We start from the raw sequence: 20232 nt of genomic DNA, 5'->3' as shown, positions 1-20232 counted from the left end.
AATGATTGGAATGTTGCATGTTGTCTTTGAAAATCATTTTTCTTATGTTCAATTATAATCTGCTTAAGTTTGATTTAAGGTGCATCCTGCATGATAGAAACATAGCAAAGAGAACAAACGCAGGAGGATGATAAACATGAACGAACAGGACAAATATACTTCCCATAACGGAACAACGAATTCGAATATGCATTCACAGAACGAAGCAGGTACGAAGCCTAGCACGACTTATACTTACGACTCGCAGGCGCAAGGACAGAGGAAGCCGTCGGAGCTGCAAGCTTCTTATGAGAAGGAGCTCGGAATCCATATGGACCTCATGAACATGGGCGGCAGTAATCGCTCGAAGCGCAGCAGCCGGAATTCGACCCGAACGATGCTGGCATCATTCCTTATCGGCGCCATGGTCGTAGGCGGCTTCGCATATGCAGCCGATCGGAACAACCTATTCAGCGGCGGCAGCGCGGCGGCCGGCACGGGAACAACTTCTATCGCAAGCGGCGCAGCTCAGCAGGATGCGGGGCTTACGACTGCATCGCTAGGGACGAATGCTACCGTAGCGCAAATCTACGAGGCGACTAGCCCTGCAGTCGTGAAGATCGAAACCTATACCGAGCCAAGCAGGCAAAGCACGATGATGGACGACCCTCTGTTCCGCCAGTTTTTCGGCGGAGGGGGAAGAGGCGGTCAAAGCCAGCAGGAGCAGCAGCAAGAGCAGGAGCAGCAGCCGTCCGATGAGCAGAGCAGCAGCGAGCTCGAGCTTAGCGGCTCGGGTACAGGATTCTTTTTCGAATCCGACGGTTATATACTGACCAATGAGCATGTCGTATCCGGAGCGAAGGAAGTGAAGGTTACCGTTCAAGGTTATGACGAGCCGCTTACGGCGCAGGTAATGGGTACAAGCTATGAGCTTGATCTTGCCGTACTGAAAGTGACAAGCCCGGACGGCAAGGCATTCCCGTCGCTTGAGCTTGGCAACTCCGACGAGACTCGAATCGGCGATTGGGTTATCGCAATCGGCAACCCGTACGGCTTCGATCAGACGATGACGATGGGTGTGCTTAGCGCGAAGGAGCGCCCGATTACGATTGCGGACGAGCAGGGCGATCACGAGTACGAGCATCTGCTGCAGACGGACGCATCGATCAATCCGGGCAACTCCGGCGGGCCGCTTCTTAACGAGAAAGGCGAAGTCATCGGTATTAATACGGCGGTTAACGCCGAGGCGCAAGGCATTGGCTTCGCAATTCCGACGACTACCATAATGAACGTGCTGGATCAATTGAAGACGAATATGCTGTAAGCACAGCGGGCAATTCTATAGAGAGCAGCTGTCAGGAACGTAATGATCCTGGCTGCTGCTTGTTTTATTTGTCGATTGTAGGTCAAGCATAATTGTCCAATCCCCGACCTAGGTCGATTGCCGAGCCATTCTATAACGTTTATAATAATCAGAATGATTGGCAAGCAGGTGCAGGAGGAACGAAGGGTGAAGCAGTCATCATCTTATTGGTTTTCGGTTATTGTCGTGTTAATCGGTGCTGCTTGCTACGGCATATTATCGCCAATCGTCAAGCTTGCTTATGATGCGGGCTTCAGCTTCGAGCAAATAACGGTGCACCAAATCGGCATAAGCGTTGTCCTGCTGTGGCTGCTCGTGCTGCTTCGTCCGAAGCTTTGGCGGAACCCTTTTCGCAGAGGAAAGTGGCTGATGCTGGCTATCGTCGGCATATTCGGCTTATGCCTCACTACGGTGTTTTATAATATGGCTCTACAGCGGCTGGAAGCATCTTTCTCAATTGTCTTGCTTTTTCAGTTCATGTGGATTACGATTTTGCTAGAATGTATACGCGTTCGAAGGTTTCCGAGGAAGCTTGCGCTGGCGGCGATTGCCGTCGCAATGGCGGGCACTTTGCTCGCGGCAGGTTTGTTCGAGGAAGCGGGTCTTTCACGGATCGATATCATCGGAGTAGGCTACGGCTTAGCCTCCGCTGTAACGTATAGTTTGTTTCTGTTCCTGACGGGACTGATCGAGACCGATCATGATCCGGTCATGAAGTCCGCGATGATGATGTCTTTCGGCTTCATAGTCATCGCTTTGCTCTACGGAGCAGGGTCATGGGCCGGCGCTGCGGAATGGGAAATGCTCGGATGGGGAACGGCGCTCGCGCTGCTTGGCAGTGTGATGCCGGCGATCTGCTTCAATGCAGGCATCCCGAAGATCGGAAGCGGGCTAGCCTCGCTGCTCGGAGCAATGGAGTTGCCGGTCGCCGTAGTGAGCGCATGGCTCATCATTAATGAGAAATTAAGCACAGGCAAAATAATTGGCATCGTCCTTATATTGATTGGGATCGCCATCGCCGAGCAATCAGCAAGGCGAGCGGTTGTACGCACGGAACGTCTGGAGGAGTAAAGGTGAATGTAATGGAGGCACGCTTGGCGCGCCTGTCGCTGAAAGGCGACCAGGGAGCGTTCGCCGAGCTTGTGAGCCTGTATCAGGATAAGCTGTTTCATATGGCATACCGAATGCTGAACAATCGTCAGGAGTCGGAGGACGTTGTTCAGGATACGTTTCTTCGCGTATACAAAAACTTGGACAGGTACGACGAGACTTTGAAATTTTCTACGTGGATATATAGAATAGCTACTAATTTATGCATCGATCGGTTAAGGAAGCGGAAGCCGGTTTATTCGCTCGATGCGGAATCTTCGGAGCACGAGGGACTCGACGGCTACTCGATGATTCCAAGCGACGACCGGACACCGGAGACGGAGATGTTGCTATCGGACACGCAGCGCATCATCCATCAAGCGATCGAGACGCTACCTCCGAAGTACAAGACGGTTATGACGCTCCGGTACATGCAGGATTTGTCCTTGCAGGAAATTGGCGATATTATGGACATGCCGGTTACTACGATTAAGACGCGCGTTCACCGCGGCCGGGAATTTCTGCGAAAGAAGCTGGAGCACAAGCTGTAGGCTTCGTTACGGGCATTTGCCTATGGAAAAAAAAGCAGCATAAAAAAGTGAAACATCCTGTGATTCGCAACGTATCCTATAGCAAGCTTAAACGAGCCATGCCGATGATAGATGATCGTGGCTGTTTTTTCATGACATAATAACGACGTTAGCTGTTTTCACTTGACGTTTTTTCACTCATCAATTACGAACTACTGCGGAAGCAATGGAAAGAAAGGACTGGCTGCTATGAATTGCAACGTCGCCATCGTATGGATGCATGACTATTTGGACGGCGAGCTGCCGCGTGAAGATATTACAGAGCTGAAGAAGCATTTGCTTTCATGTCCTGCTTGCCGTAGCCGCTTTGAGCAATTGGAGAACACGGAATCAGCAGCATTCCACTCTCTGTCGGCGGCAGCGCCGCAAACCGGTTATGACAAGCAAGCCTCTGAGCAATTAACGAACAAAATCATGCAGCAGCTCCCGTTAAAGAAAGCGAAGACACGGAACGGTTTCGTTCGGTTTATTTACCGATATCCAGGTGTTACGGCTGCAGCCGTATTTCTGCTCGTCATGCTTGGCAGCTTCTTCACATTGTGGGAGGAAGATACAAAGCTGGTCGTTGCGGGTGAGGACCTTCAATCTGTTATAATAGAAGGAAATACCGTAATCGTCCCGGAAGGCGCACATCTAACTGGCAATCTGACCGTGGAGAACGGGCGGGCTGAGGTGCTTGGCGAGATCGACGGAAACGTAACGGTCATCGACGGGACGCTGAACCTCGCATCGACGGGGCATATTGCAGGGCAGAGCCGCACAATCGATCAGGCGCTTGATTGGTTCTGGTTCAAGGTAACGCAGACGTTTGGCGGAATCGCCGATTAAAGCGTCATACCTCCCTCGTGCAGGGAGGTATTTTTGTGTACCGTATCCGTGCAAAGTAAACTTTTATCAAAATAAAGGATTTCCAATCCCAATTATAGAAAATAATAAAGTTGAATTCCGATCATAATCGATAGGAAGCCGAAGCGTAAGGCATAGTATCGGATCAGGTTGCGAAAAACAAGGTTATCGGCTGTTGGGGGTTGGCATATGAGCTATTTCTCGGATTTAACTTGGCATGATTGGTTGAAGGACATCATCGATGTAGGCATAGTCAGCTATATTATTTATAAAATGATTTTGCTCGTTCGCGGCACAAGAGCTGTGCAATTGCTTAAGGGGATCTTCGTCCTGGTCGGTACTTGGGCGATTAGCACCTGGTTCAATTTGTACACCCTCAAGTGGCTGATGAATCAGATGTTCACGTTCGGGGTCGTTTCGGTACTTATTATATTCCAGCCGGAATTGCGCCGGGTGCTTGAGCAGCTCGGACGGGGCAAGCTGTTCTCACGGACGTATTCTTTGGAGCGGGATGCCGTAAGCGAGCAGGTGGACGGCGTTATCAAAGCGGTTCAGCATATGGCCAGCCGCAAGATCGGCGCTTTGATCGTATTCGAGCGGAGCACGGGCGTGAGCGAACTGATTGAATCCGGTATTCAGATGGAATCGCGGATTACTTCGGAGCTGCTCATTAATATTTTTACTCCGAATGCGCCGCTGCATGACGGAGCGGTCATTATTCGCGGCAATCAGATTATGGCCGCAGGCTGTTATTTGCCGCTCTCCGAAAATCCGTTTATTAGCAAGGAGCTTGGAACGCGCCATCGCGCTGCCATCGGGGTAAGCGAAGTGAGCGATGCGATATCGGTCGTCGTCTCCGAGGAGACGGGACAAGTATCATTGTCGTTGAACGGTATGATCGTGCGTGACATTAATGAGGAGTCGCTCATCTCCAAGCTGTTCGAGGAGCTGACGCCGAAGACAAGCCCGAAGAGTAAGGAGAAGTCGACTCTGTCGATCTCGTCGCTCTTCAAGCGGAAAGGAGGAGGCCGTGGATAAGTGGCTAAGTCATCCGACTGCAATGAAGATTTTATCGGTAGTGCTTGCTTTATTGTTATGGGCGGTCGTACATATCGATACCGATTCGTCGCCGCAGACCGTTACGTCGTCGATCGACACAAAGACGATTGAAGCGGCGAAGATTAACATTGAGGGACTCGATGAGGATAAGTTCGCCCTGACGGCAATGGAGCCGACCGTTGTGCGAATCGATGTGCAGGGTAAGCTCACCGATTTGCTGTCGGCTTCCTCCATTGATGATTATAAAGTAATAGTGGATGTGAAAGACGTAAAACCAGGCATACAGGAATTGCCCCTCGTTGTAAAATTACCTAAAGGCATTCAGCTCGTGGCGATGTCGCCGCGTACAGTAACGGTGCAATTGGAGGAAATCGTAACGAAAACGTTTGATCTGCAGGTCGTTGCGGAAGGTAAGCCTGCGGAAGGCTTTGTCGCTGGCGAGCCGGCCGCGGTAACGCTCTCGACGGAAGCTGCCGGACCAGGTATTGAGGTAACGCTGCCGAAGGACGATATGCAGCGCGTAGGAAGCGTCGTTGCGTCAGTCAATATTGAAGGCGCGGATAAGACCGTTACGGATAAAAAAGCGAAGGTCGTCGTTTACGATACGGACGGCTTGGAGATGACGAATGCAATTGTCGATCCAAGCACGGTCATGGTCGAGGTTAAGGTGACGCCGCCATTCAAGAAAGTACCGCTGCAGGTTCGATATACAGGCACGCTTCCGGAGGGCGTCAGCATTGAATCGATCAAGCCGGAGATCGAAGAGGTTACCGTCTATGGCGATCAGAAGACGATCGATGCGCTGACGGTGTTCGACGGAGTCGTCTTCGACTTGTCGAAGGTGAAGGCATCGGGAACGTTCAAGGTGAAGACGCAGCTTATTGACGGCATTAAGTCCGTCGATCCGAGCGAGATTTCGATCAGCGTATTTGTCGATCCGACGGTAACGCGGACCTTTACCGGCATGGCAATTAATATGGAGGGGCTTGCGGAAGGGCTGACGGCCGTCGTGCGAGCGCCTGTGTCGGGCAAATACGACTTAACGGTTAGCGGAGCGGAATCGATCCTCTCCAAGGTGGAAGCGAATCAGATTACTATTACGGCGAGTCTCGCGGGGCTTGGGCCTGGCGTGCATACGATTCCGTTAGATGTAGTTCTGCCAGCTTATGTGCAGACGGTAGCTGCCGACGGACAGCCGCTATCCGTGACCATAGAAATTGTGGATGATGGATCGATTGGAGCAGGTACGGGGGTTGAGACGCCGCCGGATGAGACGGGTACGACACCTAGCGTTACGCCGTCCGCAACGCCTGACCCGGGAAGCGGGAACGGCAATGCCGGCGGGAATGCTGCGAATAGCAGCGAGTAGCTAGTGGGATGAATGAGGCTACAAGTAATCGATAACATGTTGAACAAAGGGGCAAAATGAGAATGGGGAAATATTTCGGAACTGACGGAGTACGCGGCGTTGCAAATAGAGAGCTGACGCCTGAGCTAGCCTATAAGATCGGCCGTTGCGGCGGCTATGTATTGACAAGAAAAGCGGAGAGCCCGGTCGTCGTGATCGGTCTTGATACGCGAATTTCCGGCCCTATGCTGGAATCCGCGCTTATTGCCGGTCTGCTATCAATCGGTGCGAACGTCGTGCGTCTAGGCGTTGTATCCACGCCAGCAGTCGCTTATATTACACGCGAGCTTAAGGCGGATGCGGGCGTCATGATCTCCGCTTCGCATAATCCGGTCGAGGATAACGGCATCAAGTTCTTCGGCGGCGACGGCTTCAAGCTGTCGGATGACACGGAGCTTGAGATCGAAGCGCTTATCGATGCGGAAGTCGATGAGCTACCGCGTCCTGAGGGCGGCGAAATTGGCGCCGTATCAATCTATGACGGAGCGAAGCAGCAATACTTGGATTATTTGAAAACAACGATCAAAGGCGATTTCATCGGCCTGAAGATCGTTCTAGATTGCGCGAACGGCGCAGCGTACGAGCTTGCTCCGACTGTGTTCCGCGAGCTTGGAGCGGACATCATTACCGTAGGCGCGGAGCCAGACGGCCTTAACATTAATGCGGGCGTCGGTTCGACGCATCCGGAATACTTGCGCGAGGAAGTGCTGAAGCACGGCGCGCATCTCGGCCTTTCCTTCGACGGCGACGCTGATCGCTTGATCGCGATCGACGAGAAGGGCGAGGAAGTCGACGGCGACTTCATTCTGTGCATCATCGGCGATGCGATGAAGCGCGCGGGCAAGCTGAACCATGATACTGTCGTAACAACGGTAATGGCGAATATCGGCTTTTTCAAAGGTACGGAGAATATCGGTTTAAAAACGGCTCAAACTTCGGTCGGCGACCGTTATGTCATGGAAGAAATGCGTCGCGGCGGCTACAACCTCGGCGGCGAGCAATCCGGCCATGTCATCTTCCTCGATTATATTACGACGGGAGACGGCATCCTGACTGCTCTGCAGCTGGTCGACACGCTGGCTGCATCGGGCAAGAAGCTAAGCGAGCTCAAGGGACTTATGCGCAAGTTCCCGCAAGTACTCGTCAACGTTCGCGTTGAAGACAAGAGCTTGTACCAAGGCAACGCTGCCATCGAGGAAGCTGTAAAGCAAGTTGAGAGCGAGCTTGGCGATAACGGCCGCGTACTTGTTCGTCCATCCGGTACAGAGTCGCTGATTCGCGTTATGGCGGAAGGTCCGGATAAGGATCAAGTTGAAGCTTACGTGGCTCAGATCGTGGACGTCGTTAAAAATGAGCTGGGTTAATGGTAAAGGCTGTTATTCTATGGAACGAGCGGCCTAATCAGGTGTCTTTTCTATAGAGTTTTAGAATTGGATCGAAGCTTTTTAGAGTACGGACCAGCTGGGTGGGTAACCCGGTTGGTCCGAATTTTTGCAGGCGAATGCCCATTATGGACATGTAAATGTCATACTTGGCGGCTGGTAAGTTGTCCATTTTCAGAAAACAGGTTGCAGATTGTATCCAGATTGAATATGATAGGTAGTATGATTCAAGAAGGAAAGCGAGGATAGAGGTTAAATAAGCAAGATAAGCGCCAGAGCTTGCGCGATGGGACAGCGGCTGAATAGAGTCGTTATCCATGCGGAAAGCTGACGAGGTGAAGGTGTTCGAAACATTCGGCGGGGACCTTCCGGTACGACAAGCCAACCGAAAGCTGCAAATCAAAGAGACTGGGCGACCCGTCTTACAAAATTGCGGCAGGCTGATATTGATCCCGTATGTCCAAGATGCTGCCTGCGGGGCGAGCACGGGCAGAAGGGTTACATTTTAATGCAACATAAGGGATTAATCTGTGACAACTTCATATTGTCTGTGCCGCACATTGGCAAGGCTGCATCCGTACGAAGGCGGGAAATACACCTTACGGAGGCTTATTAGATTATGTGTGGAATTGTTGGATATATTGGTAAACGGGATTCGCAGGACATTTTGATTGAAGGATTGAAGAAGCTGGAATACCGCGGTTATGATTCCGCAGGTATCGCTGTCTTCACGAAAAACGGCTTGGAAATTACGAAGTCCAAAGGACGTTTGGCTAATCTTGAAGATAAGCTAAAAGGAGATCCACTGGAAGGTTCGGTAGGCATCGGCCATACACGTTGGGCAACGCATGGCAAACCATCTGACGTGAACTCGCATCCGCATACGGACAACTCGGCGAAGTTCTCCGTCGTGCATAACGGCATTATCGAAAATTATTTGGATTTGAAGGATGAGCTGGCTGCGAAAGGTCACGTATTCGTATCGGAGACGGATACGGAAATCATCTCGCACTTGATCGCTGAAGAATACGACGGCAACATTGTCGAAGCGGTGCAACGCGCCGTGAAACGTATGCGCGGAGCTTACGCACTGGGCGTTTTGACAGAGTATGAGCCTGAGCGCTTAGTCGCTGTACGCTTTGCAAGCCCGCTTGTTATCGGTATCGGCGAAGGCGAGAACTTCATCGGATCCGACATTCCGGCGATCCTCGAGCATACTCGCAACGTCTACATTTTGGACGACGGCGAAATGGCCGTGTTGACACGTAATGGTGTCGAACTGATGACGACAGAAGGCGAAACTATTTCCAAGGAAATATTTCATGTCGATTGGGATCTAGTAACGGCGGAGAAAGCCGGGTTCGATCACTTCATGCTCAAGGAAATTTACGAGCAGCCGAAGGCATACCGCGACACCATGCTTGGTCGTATTGCCGATGACAACAAATCGGTGTACTTGAAAGAACTAACAATGACAGATGAATATATCAAATCGATTCGCAAAGTGCATATCGTAGCTTGCGGTACGGCGTACCACGCAGGTCTTGTCGGCAAAACGGTCATCGAGTCGTTAGCCCGCATTCCGGTAGAGAACGATGTCGCATCCGAGTATCGCTACCGTTCGCCAATTATTACGCCTGACACGCTTGTTGTCGTCGTAAGCCAATCCGGCGAAACAGCAGATACGCTGGCGGCATTGCGTGAAGCGAAGCGCAACGGAGCTCGCGTCCTGGCAATTACGAACGTAGTCGGCAGTTCGGTTGCCCGTGAAGCGGACGATGTGCTCGTAACTTGGGCTGGACCGGAAATCGCGGTCGCGTCGACGAAAGCTTACACTTCGCAATTGATCGCGTTCTACCTGTTCGGCTTGCATCTGGCAGGCGTGCTTGGCACGCAAGAGCAATCCGCTGTTGAGGAACTGATTGCAGGTTTGCATAAGCTTCCTGAGCAAGTGGAAAGCATTCTTGAGCAATCCAATGTGCTGAAACAAGTCGCAGAGTCGATCTCGCATCACAAGAGCCTGTTCTTCATTGGCCGCGGCGTAGACTATGCTGTTGCACAAGAAGGCTCGCTGAAGCTGAAAGAAATTTCGTACATTCACTCCGAAGCTTACGCGGCAGGCGAGCTGAAGCACGGTACGCTCGCGCTGATCGAGGACGGCATTCCGGTTATCGCGCTCGTTACGCAAGAAGCGCTGTATGAGAAAACGCTTAGCAACATCAAAGAAGTGAAAGCGCGCGGCGCACATGTACTCGGTATCGCTAACGCTGGTTTTGAAGCGGAAGCTGCAAAATCCGTCGACGAGCTGTTCACCATTCCGAAGACGCTGCCGGTTCTAACGCCAGCTCTGTCGGTCGTGCCGCTTCAGTTGATTTCCTACTACGCTTCGCTGGCTCTAGGCCATGATGTTGATAAGCCACGAAATTTAGCAAAAAGTGTAACGGTTGAATAGAAAAGCCTTTCTCGGCATTATTTGCTTCAATAGAATAAAGTGTTGTTCTAAACAATAAAGCTTGTTTTCGATTTTAAATTTGTCTTTTGAAACGAATGGAACTACTAATTTTAGTCCCGATGAGCCTAACGTCATCGGGACTTATTTTATCTCTAAGATGTTAGGGAGAGGTTGACTTGTCCACAATTAGTGAAAGAATCAAGAGAATAAGAAAGATACTTAAGAATAATCAGAACTCGTCTTGCCAAAGATGCTTCCTCCAGAAAACTCTACTTTTTGACCGGCAGCAGAGGAGAGGTGTTCTTCGACGTTATGGAGTCAGATTCATCTCCGCGAACCAATCCTGCAATGAATTAACGACAATCTCCAACTGCTTCTCTTCTTCAATGGCGGCGTCATTGTCTCCCTTTTGCTTCCCGTAGGAGCCGAATTGGCCGTGATTACCGCCTTCTATCCCCACATAAATGGTATCATCCGGTAGGTTAGTTTTACTGTTCTCCCAATCTTCTTCGTTCATCACTCCGTCATCCGTTCCCGTAATTTGCAAAACGGATAGCTCCGTATCTTTTATAGCGCCTTTCTCATCCGCATAGGAGGCTAAGAAGAATACCCCCTTAAGCGCATTGCTATGTTGAGATGCGTATCTTGCAGCAAATGAACCTCCCAAGGAGTGCCCCCCAATAATAAATGATTCATCTGGGTGTTCATTGAGAAAAGAATCGGCTTTATTTTGGCCGAAGATGGCTAAGTTTAGCGGCATATCCGCAATATAAACCCGATGCCCCAACTCAGCTAGTTCCCTAGCTAACGGCGAGTAGCTTTTGGGTTCTACCAAGCCACCTGGATAAAAAATGATATTAGGCTGAATGACGTTGCCGCCAGTTGGTTCAAATTTATAGCCTTCTTTTATCACTGTTACTTTAACCTGGCTATCGCTTTTAACAGCCGACTGGGCACGATCTGAGGGAGTATAAGTGATGGATTGTATATAGAAAAATAATGAAACGGCTAGGATAGCTGCCACTATACACCCGATAACTGCTATTTTGGTCCATTTCTTTTTTTTCACTGTTTTGTCCAAAAGTAAAAACCGCCTTCTATTTTTTTATTGTTTCTAAGATGATGAAGCTGGCTTCGCCAATTTCCAGACGATATAACTCATGTATGAAAGCAGACCGAAAAGAACTGCAATACTGGTCATATGAGCAAGCACTACAAACATATATACTTCTGGACGATCCACCGTCAGCATGAGACCAGCACCGCTAAAGACTTGGAACAGAATCAGAATCACAGAAATCACACCTAAAATGCTAAGCTCGCGAGCGTTCTTATAAGTTAGGTTTATCCACATAAAAAGTACAATAATCAAAGCAACAAGAAGAAAACCAGCTATGCGATGTATAAACGCGATTCCAACACCGCCTGATAAGTCTGGCACTATCGCCCCATTGCAAAGAGGAAACCCGGAGCATGCCCCCGCGGAGCTAGTATGGCTAACAAAGGCTCCTGTGTAGACAACCGCGTAACAATAAATCGTTAGAAACCATACGAAACGACGAAATCTCGGGCTCGTTCTCGGCATCCGATTAAACACAGTGAGCCCGCCTAAAATTTGCTCCTGCCTTGCTCCGAAACTCGTCATTAAAGAGCTGGCAAGGGATATAAAAGCAAACCCTAAATGAAGCGCCATGACAGGCGGAGACTGGGAGAATACGACTGCCAGCGCTCCCATCGCCCCTTGAATACTTACAAATACGAACGTTAATACAGAGAAGAATTGTAAGTCTCTGCGTTTTTTGCAATAAACAAAAAATAGAATGAGTGTAACGACCGCCAAAATTCCTGCTGTCGTGCTAACCAAGCGGTGCGTGTATTCAATTACAGAGGCTATGGTATGAGCGGGAACGAATTTTCCATGACATAACGGCCATTCATTCCCACATCCCAGCCCAGACTCGGTGCGAGTAACGATTCCTCCGCCAAAAGTGGCCAAGAACATAAAAATGGTTGTTAAATAACTAACTCGCTTCAATAACGCAATTCGCTCCAAATTCTAATCACCTTCTCTTTTTGTCTTTTGTGAAAGCCTTATGATTATTTAATTATATTTACCGGTAAATATAATTACAAGGCCACATTGATAAATGAAGGTAGTTGTCATACAATGTTCAAGAAGGTGATAATTATTAATAACCAAACCCAACGGTCGCCTGGTAGACCAAAGCAAGCACAAGATGAATTATCCATACATGAAACGATCATTCATACCGCGTCCCAATTATTTATGGAAAACGGCTACGAACCTGTGACGCTTCAGCAAATCGCTAATGAATGTAACGTCTCAAAACCATCTATTTACTACCATTTCACCAGCAAGTCTGAACTATTCAAGATCGCCATCACTACGATGTTGAATAATGTGCACAACAACGTGTCGCGTTTACTTAAGGAATCGGACACTCTTGAAGCAGGGTTGCTGCGCGTTGCAGAAGCAAGAATAGCAAATCCTCACTCAGAAGTGGAGACGATTATAAAAGAGGCGGGGAGCTCATTAAGCGATGAGCAAATCCATGAAATAAGAATAACTGAACAACAAATCTATCAAGTGTTGTCGGATTACTTTAAAGACTGGATGGACAAGGAGATTCTGAGAACGGAGGATCCGCTGTTTCTTGCACACGCCTTTTCATCACTGCTTCTGATTAGTAACAGATCAGATTTAATGCAAAAATATGCTACCCGCAACGAACCAGCAAAAAAAGTCGTAGACATGTTTTTAAGCGGCACTCTGCTTTAAAAAAATATGCTGACTAAAGGACCTTGTATCTAGCAAGGTTTTTTTCAATTACAAAAAGCCGCGAGAGAAAATCAAGTATCCGCACCTGATTTTCTCACGGCCTTTGTTGTTGCATGGGGGCAGAAGAATATTAAAGGTTTAGAGTAGGCTGCAGGTTTCCGGAAAACACGACAAAAGCATCGGCCTAAGAACGTTCCAACGTTCTTAGGCCGATGCTTTTACGCGGCATGCTTTACTGCCCCGCGGTTTCTATAAACGATGCCCCTCTAGCACAGCCTGAAGACGGTCCAAGTTCTGCTCATTGCTGTCTGGGCAAAATGATTTCACTTGCTCGAATACCTTCTCGTCTTTGAACTGCTGTCTGAACGTCACGCGCGTACGACCGTCCTTCTCGGCAAATGTCGCCGTCAACCGGAACTCGGGAGCGTCATGATGCTCCAGTACGATGCGTTCTCCCGCCTCGATCTCGATGAACTTGATCTCGTTCGGATAATTCTTGCCGTCCGGTCCATGAAAGGTAAAGCGCCAGAAGCCGCCTTCGCGGAAGTCGAATTCGTGGAACGTACTCGTGAAGCCGTTAGGTCCCCACCAATGCGTCAACAGCTCCGGCTGCGCCCACGCCCGGTAAACCTCTTCCTTCGGGAAGTCGTACCAGCGCGCATGGGCATATTCCAATTCCCCAGGCACCAGCTCGGCATCGTCCTCCGTCGCAACGGGTTCTCCGCTCTGTGCAAGCGAATTGCCAAGCAGCTCCAGCAATTCCTTCGAGCCGTGTTCCCGATTCTCCACCGCATCGAGTCCGTCGAAGAAGGCGCCTTGCTCCGTAAAGGTCAGTTTCGTTCCGCCATCCGCGTCTGTAAGCTCGATCGTCGTAATGGATACCGAGAACCGCACGCCGTTAAGGTCCAACACGTATGTGTAAACGATACGCTCGAGCGGCACAATCTCCTGATAAGTAGCGTCGAAAGTGAACAAGCCGCCCTCCGGTGCCTCGCCGCTGCTGAATTCCCGTCCGCCTACCCGGAATTCGAACACTTCCGGCTTCGTGAACCAGCGTGCTTTGGCTTCAGCGACAGCCATTGCTTCGTACACTTGCTCCCTGGATGCCGGATACGTTTTCTCGAGTACGAACGTTCCATGATTTACGAATGGTTGCTTCATGATCTTAATCCTCCTTGTTTTCTTCTTTTTTTATGTTTGTTTTGTTATCTCCGCCCGCCAAGAACATCCCCAGCAGGCCAAAACGCTGCTCCCAGCTATGTTGACGATCCAGGATCGGCTTCTCGTAGTCATTTTTCATCGCTTGCAGCAGGGTGGTGAAATCGTCGACCGTCACCTGCTCCTTTCCTTTCATCAGCTTAGATACGTGTCTCAGTTGATCCAGCAGCTTCTGCTGCCGTCGGATCTGCTCCTGCACGCGCTCGATCTGAAGGCTGACGACTTCGAGCGGATCGATTCCGCGCCCCGTCAGGGCCGCTTTTACCTCTTCGAGCGAGAGGCCCAACTCCTTCAGCGATACAATTCGATAGAGTCGCGACAAATCGTCGTCGTCATATAGCCGATGTCCCGATTCCGTGACATTCGTCGGCGAGAGCAGCCCGATCTGGTCGTAGAAGCGCAGCGTTCGCACCGTTAGTCCCGTCAGCTTGGCCAGATCCCCGACCTTCCAATATCGTTTCATTAATCATCTCCGTTCTTTGTCGCTAGCTTGATCACCGGTAGCCTCATTATAAAACGTTACGTTACGTAAGGTGCAAGCGATTTGTTCAATCTTTTTAAAAAAGGATGATTCATTAAAGAGTTCGATGTGATTGACTACTGAAATGTAACTTTATGACAATTGACAAAGGCTTCTCAACCTCTGAGAAAGTCGTCATTAACTGTCGAACTATGCTGTTTTTCGGGGAGAAGTTAACTTTCGTTAATAGTAATAAATTAGATAGAATGATACAGTTAGGTATACTAGGGCAAGTCCTGCATTGTTAAATAACTTAGAATGGGATGAAAGGATGGTCTATTGGTTTGGATAAGAACAGATCTATTAAGGCATGGACGATATCTTGGATGGCCCGCCTTTTGATGGCCATGATCCTTACAATTATACCGATATTGGCGGCGATTCCCGGGTCGGTGGCAGTCGCAGCCGATTCGATTGACCAATCAACCGGAGATGTGCCGGATGGCACGTTCCGAGCGGGCGGACGTGCTCAAAGCTTTACGGCGGGGGAGTCCGGCTATCTGAATCAAATTGATTTGCATATGATCGATTACGGGAGTTCGGGAATTGTGTTTACACTCCGTATTTATGCAGGTCAAAGCGTGTCAGGAACGGTGCTTGCTTCATCGACTTTTGGGAGCAGGAACGTTCCAATGAGTACGCCTGGCCCGGTATCCGTATTGTTCGAACAACCGGCACAGATACAGGCTGGACAACAGTATACGATGAGCTTAACCGCTTCGATCGGGGAGACGCCGCAAACGTCGTGGATGACTCATACTACCAACGTTTATGCAGGAGGAAAAGCTTTTACCCCTACCTATCCCTATTGGTCTGACGAATATGATTTTGGATTTGCCACTTACGTTGGAGATGCTCCTAGGGATTTTACGACTACGCTCAGCACATCTCCGCTAACAGGTACATACGGACAATCAGTAATAATTTCGGGAACACTGACAACTCCGGATGGGCCGCTAGCCAATCGGGTAATTAATGTCTACGTTAATGGAAGCTCTATAGGGTACGTAACGACGAATTCAGACGGTCATGCTAGTGGCAGCTACTCACTTAGACTAGCTGCGGGGAGTTATGAACTGAAATTATCGACTGCTGCTTCGTTCCCTTATCCCGCGGCGGAGCAAACGACGACGCTTACGGTTAACAAAGCCCCGCTTACGGTTACGCCTAATGATGCGAGCAGACCATATGGAACGTCTAATGGCAGTATGACAATGAGCTTGGACGGACTGATGACATGGGACGCAGCTAACTCGCTTGGGCAGCCGTTATTCTCGACATCCGCTGACGCATCCAGCCCAATTGGAGAGTATTCCGTTATAGCCAGTGGATTGACATCTACGAAGTATGCAATTGTATATGTGCCGGGGACTTTAACTGTGACACAAGCCCCCTTAACGGTTGCTGCTTCGAATCACTCCCGAGCCTATGGGCAAAGCAATCCGTCTCTGACGGGTTCGATCACCGGTCTTATGAATGGTGATACGATCCAGGCATCTTATTCGACAGCAGCAACTTTATCAAGTCGAGTAGGATCGTATCCAATCGTACCCGCCATCACGGATCCGGAAGATACGCTGAGTAACTATCATGTGGTCCTTGAGGAAGGCGAGTTGACGGTTACGAAAGCCGAACTTCTCGTTATAACGGATCCGCTATCGCGATGGATAAGTAAAACGAATCCGCAGTTAAGCGGCAATCTTACAGGCGTTGTCTCCGGCGACTCCATTACGGCAGCGTATACAACGGAAGCGACGGAAGAGAGCGATGAAGGCGCTTATGATATTACTGCACAGCTTCTCGATCCGTTGAACCGTCTGTCGAATTATGAGGTGATACCGAACATTGGCCAGCTAACCGTCTATGCTGCTCCTGAGCCGGTGTTTGCCACAGGAGAGACCGCTGCTGCAGTGAAATCGAATGTTGGGCTGCCAAGCAGGGATGCTGCTGGCCGTACGATTCGCTGGACGTCTTCGGACAACAGTCTGCTTGATGAAACAACTGGTGCTGTGCATCGTCCGTCTTACTCGGAGGGGGACTCAGCCGTCACATTGGAGGCAGCGGTTGATGCGAATCAGACAACTTATACCGTCCTTTATAGTGTAACAATTACCAAAGCCGACATGACGGATGAAGAGACGGTAGCTCAAGACTTGATGCTGCTCGCGATCGGTTACGCAGCCGGAGATGACGAAAAGCATGTGCGTAATGGATTGACGCTTCCAGTTACAGGAGCTAACGGCTCCGTCATTTCTTGGACCTCTAGCCGAACGGAGCTGATTAATCCTGTTAACGGTTCAGTTTCACGGCCGTCATATGAAAAAGGAGACCAACCGGTTACGCTTACGGCTACGGTAACCAAAGGACTGAAATCGGACAGCAGACCGTTTCAAGTGATCGTGTTAAGGAATAATCAAACGGTTGGAGAAACGAACGAATCCGAACAGCCTCAATCCGAATATTATATCGATTTCATCGCTGGAAATAATCAGAAGGAAACCATTAAACTATCGCCATCCGAAGTGCAATCCGGACTAATTAAGGTTGATAGGGGGACGGCAAATGGACATTTCGAACTAAGCGGAGTAACGGTACGCCAGTTGCTCAAGTTAAATCCTTTGTTTACGATTCAAGTAACAGTGTCCGGCGGCAGTATGAGTTTGCCTTTCTCTGAGCTGATTGCTGCAGCAGATACGCAGTATGCAGGCAAAGATGGAGATAAACTGAGTTTTGCGATTTATGCCGCCAAGAGCGAGGCTGCTGCTCCTTTATTGGCGGAACTGCAAGCCCGTGGCGCAGCATTATTATCCGGTCCTATTCAGTTTAAGATTGTAATGAGCATTGGTGATGGGGCTGATGTGACCTTAGTTCATCTAGGCAGCAGAGTAGAAAGACGTATTGCGGTTTCCAATAGGAACGAAGATACGATTATAGCGGTATGGAACGAACGGCTTCAACGGCTGCAATATGTTCCGGTACGATATGAGAATATCGGAGGAAATACGTATGCACTGCTGCCAGTTAGCAGCGACGGCTTGTACGTGAATATTGTTAATCGGAAAGCTTTTGCCGATATGCAAGATCATTGGGCTAGAAATGAAGCGGAGAAGCTTGCATCGATGCTCATCTTTGAAGGGAAAGGAGAAAACAGCTTCGATCCGAAGGCCGGCTTAACGCGAGCGGAGACAGCGGCGCTGCTGGTCAGAGCGCTAGGCATCCCGGCGGCGGATCAGCCAGGGACTTTAACCGATATTGCAGGTCGATGGTACGAAACGGCGATTTCATCCGCGGCAGCAGCTGGATTGGTGACCGGATACCAAGATGGAAGCTTCCACCCGAATGATTTTGTTACAAGGGAAGAGCTGGCGGTCATCCTTGCTAGAGCGATCAAATACGTCAGAGGGTCCGCTTCCAATGCTACGGATAACGGATCGGAGCTGCTGAATGATTCCAGCGAGGTGTCGATATGGGCTATCCAGGCTGTGCAGGAAATGATCGCTTACGGCATCATTAAAGGCGATCAAGCTGGCAATTTCAAGCCGCATCAAACCGCAACCCGTGCCGAAATGGCGATTATGCTGAGCCGACTGCTTGGCGAGCTTGGTTTTATGTAAAAATGCTGGCGTCTGTATAAAACAGACGCCAGCACTTCCGTGTAACGGGGGCAGTGAAAACATAGATAAAAGCCCAAAAGCTGAAGCGGATCTTAAAGCTATTACCCTAATTGAGGTTGGTCTACAAACTGTAATTCTAAGCTTTCTGTTCCGTCAATATCGAAGACGATGATTTCATTGCTGCCTTGACGCAGGAGCGGTGCAGGAACGTAAAGAGTCTGCTGCGGACCAACTCTCCAATATCTCCCCAAATTGAATCCGTTGACGTAAACGACTCCTTTAGACCATCCTTCCAGCTTCAAGAACGTGTCTGCCGGTGCATTTTCGATGTTCAATTCCGCACGATAGAATGCTGGACCAGTTGCTGTTTCTTTCTCTATCGCTGCAAAGGATAAAGGGTTCAAGTTATCGAGCGGCAATGTCCATATGGTCCATCCATATAGGAATTGATTGCCATGGCGAACGCCTTCGGTAATCCCTTTACGATCGGCTAGGTATGGTCCGTAGTTGATGCGCCCCATATTTTCAACGAGAATGGTTAGACGCGCTCCGCCAGTAGGCACTTCAAAATGGACTTTTTTGCTAGAATCCCATCTTTCGATGATCCCTTTAAACTCACCGTTCAAGTAAACGAGCGCCCGGTCATGGCAATCTTGAATAATGAGTTCCTTTTCTTCGCGCGGTCCGGAAATAAAGGTTTCATACACGATAAATCCGTTGTTCTGTCCGTAACGCTCCATCGGCTCCGGAGTGACAGCATGTATGGGCTCGGACAATTGGTGCAATTGATCTAACAACATGGCATGGCTCGTTGCAAGCACCGTTCCATATGCCTGTTTGGGCAAAGCTTTAGGAACTTCCATCTCGGGGAGATCTGCATATTTAGCTATAATATCGCGTATCGCAAAATATTTTTCAGTAGGATCGCCTGCTTCATTCAATGGTGCATTATAGTCATAGCTTGTAACGGTAGGCTCGTAGTGATCTCGTTCTAAGCCATTCGCGCCGCTGGTGAAACCGAAATTGGTGCCGCCATGGAACATATAGAAGTTCACAGATGCGCCTAGTGAAAGCATATCCTCAAACACTTGAGCAACTTCGTCACCGTTACGAACGTGATGTTCTTCACCCCAGTGATCAAACCAGCCATTCCAGTATTCCATACACATCAGCGGGCCTTGCGGTTGATAACGGCGTAGCACCTCGAAAGCTTCCTCCGCTCTTGAACCGAAGTTTGCCGTTTCTAATACGTTTGGAACCATACCTCCTTGAAGCATATGATTCTCAGGTCCATCGGAAGTGAATAATAGCACGTCAATGCCACGACTTATCATGGCTTGCTCCAAATATTGAAGATAGGCTGTATCGTTGCCATAGCTTCCGTATTCATTCTCGATTTGCATGGCAATAATAGGGCCGCCGTTTGTGGAAAGCAGAGGCTTCAGTCTAGGCAATAGCTCATCGTAATAGGCATCTACTTTATCCAGATAGGGGCGGTTCATACAGCGAAGCTGAATCTCCAGATCTGCAAGCAGCCATGCAGGCAAACCTCCGAATTCCCATTCTGCACAAATGTAGGGACTCGGGCGCACGATGACATGCAAGCCTAGTTCGCCTGCTAATTGAACAAACCGTTCAATGTCTGCCATACCTTCAAAATTGAATTTGCCAGGTGCAGGCTCATGGAAATTCCATGGAATGTAAGTTTCTACCGTATTAAATCCGCATGCTTTCAGCTTTGATAAACGATCCTGCCAGTATTCAGGTACGACTCTAAAATAATGGATCGCTCCGGAAAGCAAGCGAATAGGTTTGTTATCGAAATAAAAATGATCGTTTTGTACCGATAATACAGTCATCCAAAGTGACCTCCAATGCAATATGGTTATGCGTCAATCATGATACTTAATAT

15 protein-coding genes are annotated in these 20232 nt (G+C 49.3%); 10 read left to right on the top strand and 5 right to left on the bottom strand.

The annotated features are described in order from the left end of the window. Positions 1-136 precede the first annotated feature (136 nt). From AC1DF0_RS03680 to glmS, 8 genes are all read left to right on the top strand, one after another. Positions 137-1303: a S1C family serine protease gene (locus AC1DF0_RS03680; protein WP_477573105.1), complete on the top strand. Its 1167-nt coding sequence runs from the start codon at positions 137-139 to the stop codon at positions 1301-1303. A gap of 186 nt (positions 1304-1489) precedes the next feature. Beyond that, complete coding sequence (locus tag AC1DF0_RS03675; RefSeq protein WP_477573104.1) at positions 1490-2413, top strand: EamA family transporter; 924 nt, start codon at positions 1490-1492, stop codon at positions 2411-2413. 11 nt (positions 2414-2424) lie between these two features. After that, entirely contained in the window at positions 2425-2982 is a 558-nt protein-coding gene (gene sigW, locus AC1DF0_RS03670; protein WP_442051345.1) for an RNA polymerase sigma factor SigW, read from the top strand. Between the two features lie 228 nt (positions 2983-3210). Next, on the top strand, positions 3211-3849 hold the full coding sequence (locus AC1DF0_RS03665; protein ID WP_442051330.1) for an anti-sigma factor family protein: 639 nt from the start codon (positions 3211-3213) through the stop codon (positions 3847-3849). Positions 3850-4056: 207 nt separating this feature from the next. Beyond that, entirely contained in the window at positions 4057-4905 is an 849-nt protein-coding gene (gene cdaA, locus AC1DF0_RS03660) for a diadenylate cyclase CdaA (protein WP_442051329.1), read from the top strand. After that, positions 4898-6295, top strand: a complete 1398-nt coding sequence (locus AC1DF0_RS03655; RefSeq protein ID WP_477573103.1) for a CdaR family protein — start codon at positions 4898-4900, stop codon at positions 6293-6295. Before cdaA ends, AC1DF0_RS03655 begins: the two co-directional genes overlap by 8 nt. Before the next feature lie 62 nt (positions 6296-6357). Next, positions 6358-7698 carry a phosphoglucosamine mutase gene (glmM, locus tag AC1DF0_RS03650; RefSeq protein WP_477573102.1) on the top strand — a complete coding sequence of 447 codons (1341 nt, stop codon included), beginning with the start codon at positions 6358-6360 and terminating at the stop codon, positions 7696-7698. 637 nt (positions 7699-8335) lie between these two features. Continuing rightward, complete coding sequence (gene glmS / locus AC1DF0_RS03645; protein ID WP_442051326.1) at positions 8336-10168, top strand: glutamine--fructose-6-phosphate transaminase (isomerizing); 1833 nt, start codon at positions 8336-8338, stop codon at positions 10166-10168. Positions 10169-10478: 310 nt separating this feature from the next. Here glmS and AC1DF0_RS03640 read toward each other — a convergent pair whose 3' ends face one another. Then, a complete protein-coding gene (locus AC1DF0_RS03640) occupies positions 10479-11249 on the bottom strand; it encodes an alpha/beta fold hydrolase (protein ID WP_442051325.1) in 771 nt (256 codons plus the stop codon). A gap of 33 nt (positions 11250-11282) precedes the next feature. Continuing rightward, positions 11283-12221 carry a COX15/CtaA family protein gene (locus AC1DF0_RS03635; protein ID WP_442051324.1) on the bottom strand — a complete coding sequence of 313 codons (939 nt, stop codon included), beginning with the start codon at positions 12219-12221 and terminating at the stop codon, positions 11283-11285. 114 nt (positions 12222-12335) lie between these two features. On the opposite strand from AC1DF0_RS03635, the gene AC1DF0_RS03630 reads away from it, so the two are divergent. Next, entirely contained in the window at positions 12336-12968 is a 633-nt protein-coding gene (locus AC1DF0_RS03630; protein ID WP_477573101.1) for a TetR/AcrR family transcriptional regulator, read from the top strand. A 249-nt stretch (positions 12969-13217) separates the two neighbouring features. Here the strand turns inward: AC1DF0_RS03630 and AC1DF0_RS03625 are convergent, their stop codons facing one another. Then, on the bottom strand, positions 13218-14129 hold the full coding sequence (locus AC1DF0_RS03625) for an SRPBCC family protein (protein ID WP_477573100.1): 912 nt from the start codon (positions 14127-14129) through the stop codon (positions 13218-13220). Positions 14130-14133: 4 nt separating this feature from the next. Continuing rightward, positions 14134-14649 (bottom strand): MerR family transcriptional regulator, encoded by a 516-nt coding sequence (locus AC1DF0_RS03620; RefSeq protein WP_477573099.1) that lies wholly within the window; start codon positions 14647-14649, stop codon positions 14134-14136. Between the two features lie 341 nt (positions 14650-14990). Here AC1DF0_RS03620 and AC1DF0_RS03615 point away from each other — a divergent pair, with 341 nt between their 5' ends. Then, complete coding sequence (locus AC1DF0_RS03615) at positions 14991-18320, top strand: immunoglobulin-like domain-containing protein (protein ID WP_477573098.1); 3330 nt, start codon at positions 14991-14993, stop codon at positions 18318-18320. Between the two features lie 101 nt (positions 18321-18421). On the opposite strand, the gene AC1DF0_RS03610 is transcribed toward AC1DF0_RS03615, so the two are convergent. Continuing rightward, positions 18422-20179 (bottom strand): beta-galactosidase, encoded by a 1758-nt coding sequence (locus tag AC1DF0_RS03610; RefSeq protein WP_477573097.1) that lies wholly within the window; start codon positions 20177-20179, stop codon positions 18422-18424. Positions 20180-20232: the final 53 nt, after the last annotated feature.

Source organism: Paenibacillus sp. 05T425 (assembly GCF_056396205.1).
This window is presented reverse-complemented; position numbering and strand designations above follow the sequence as displayed.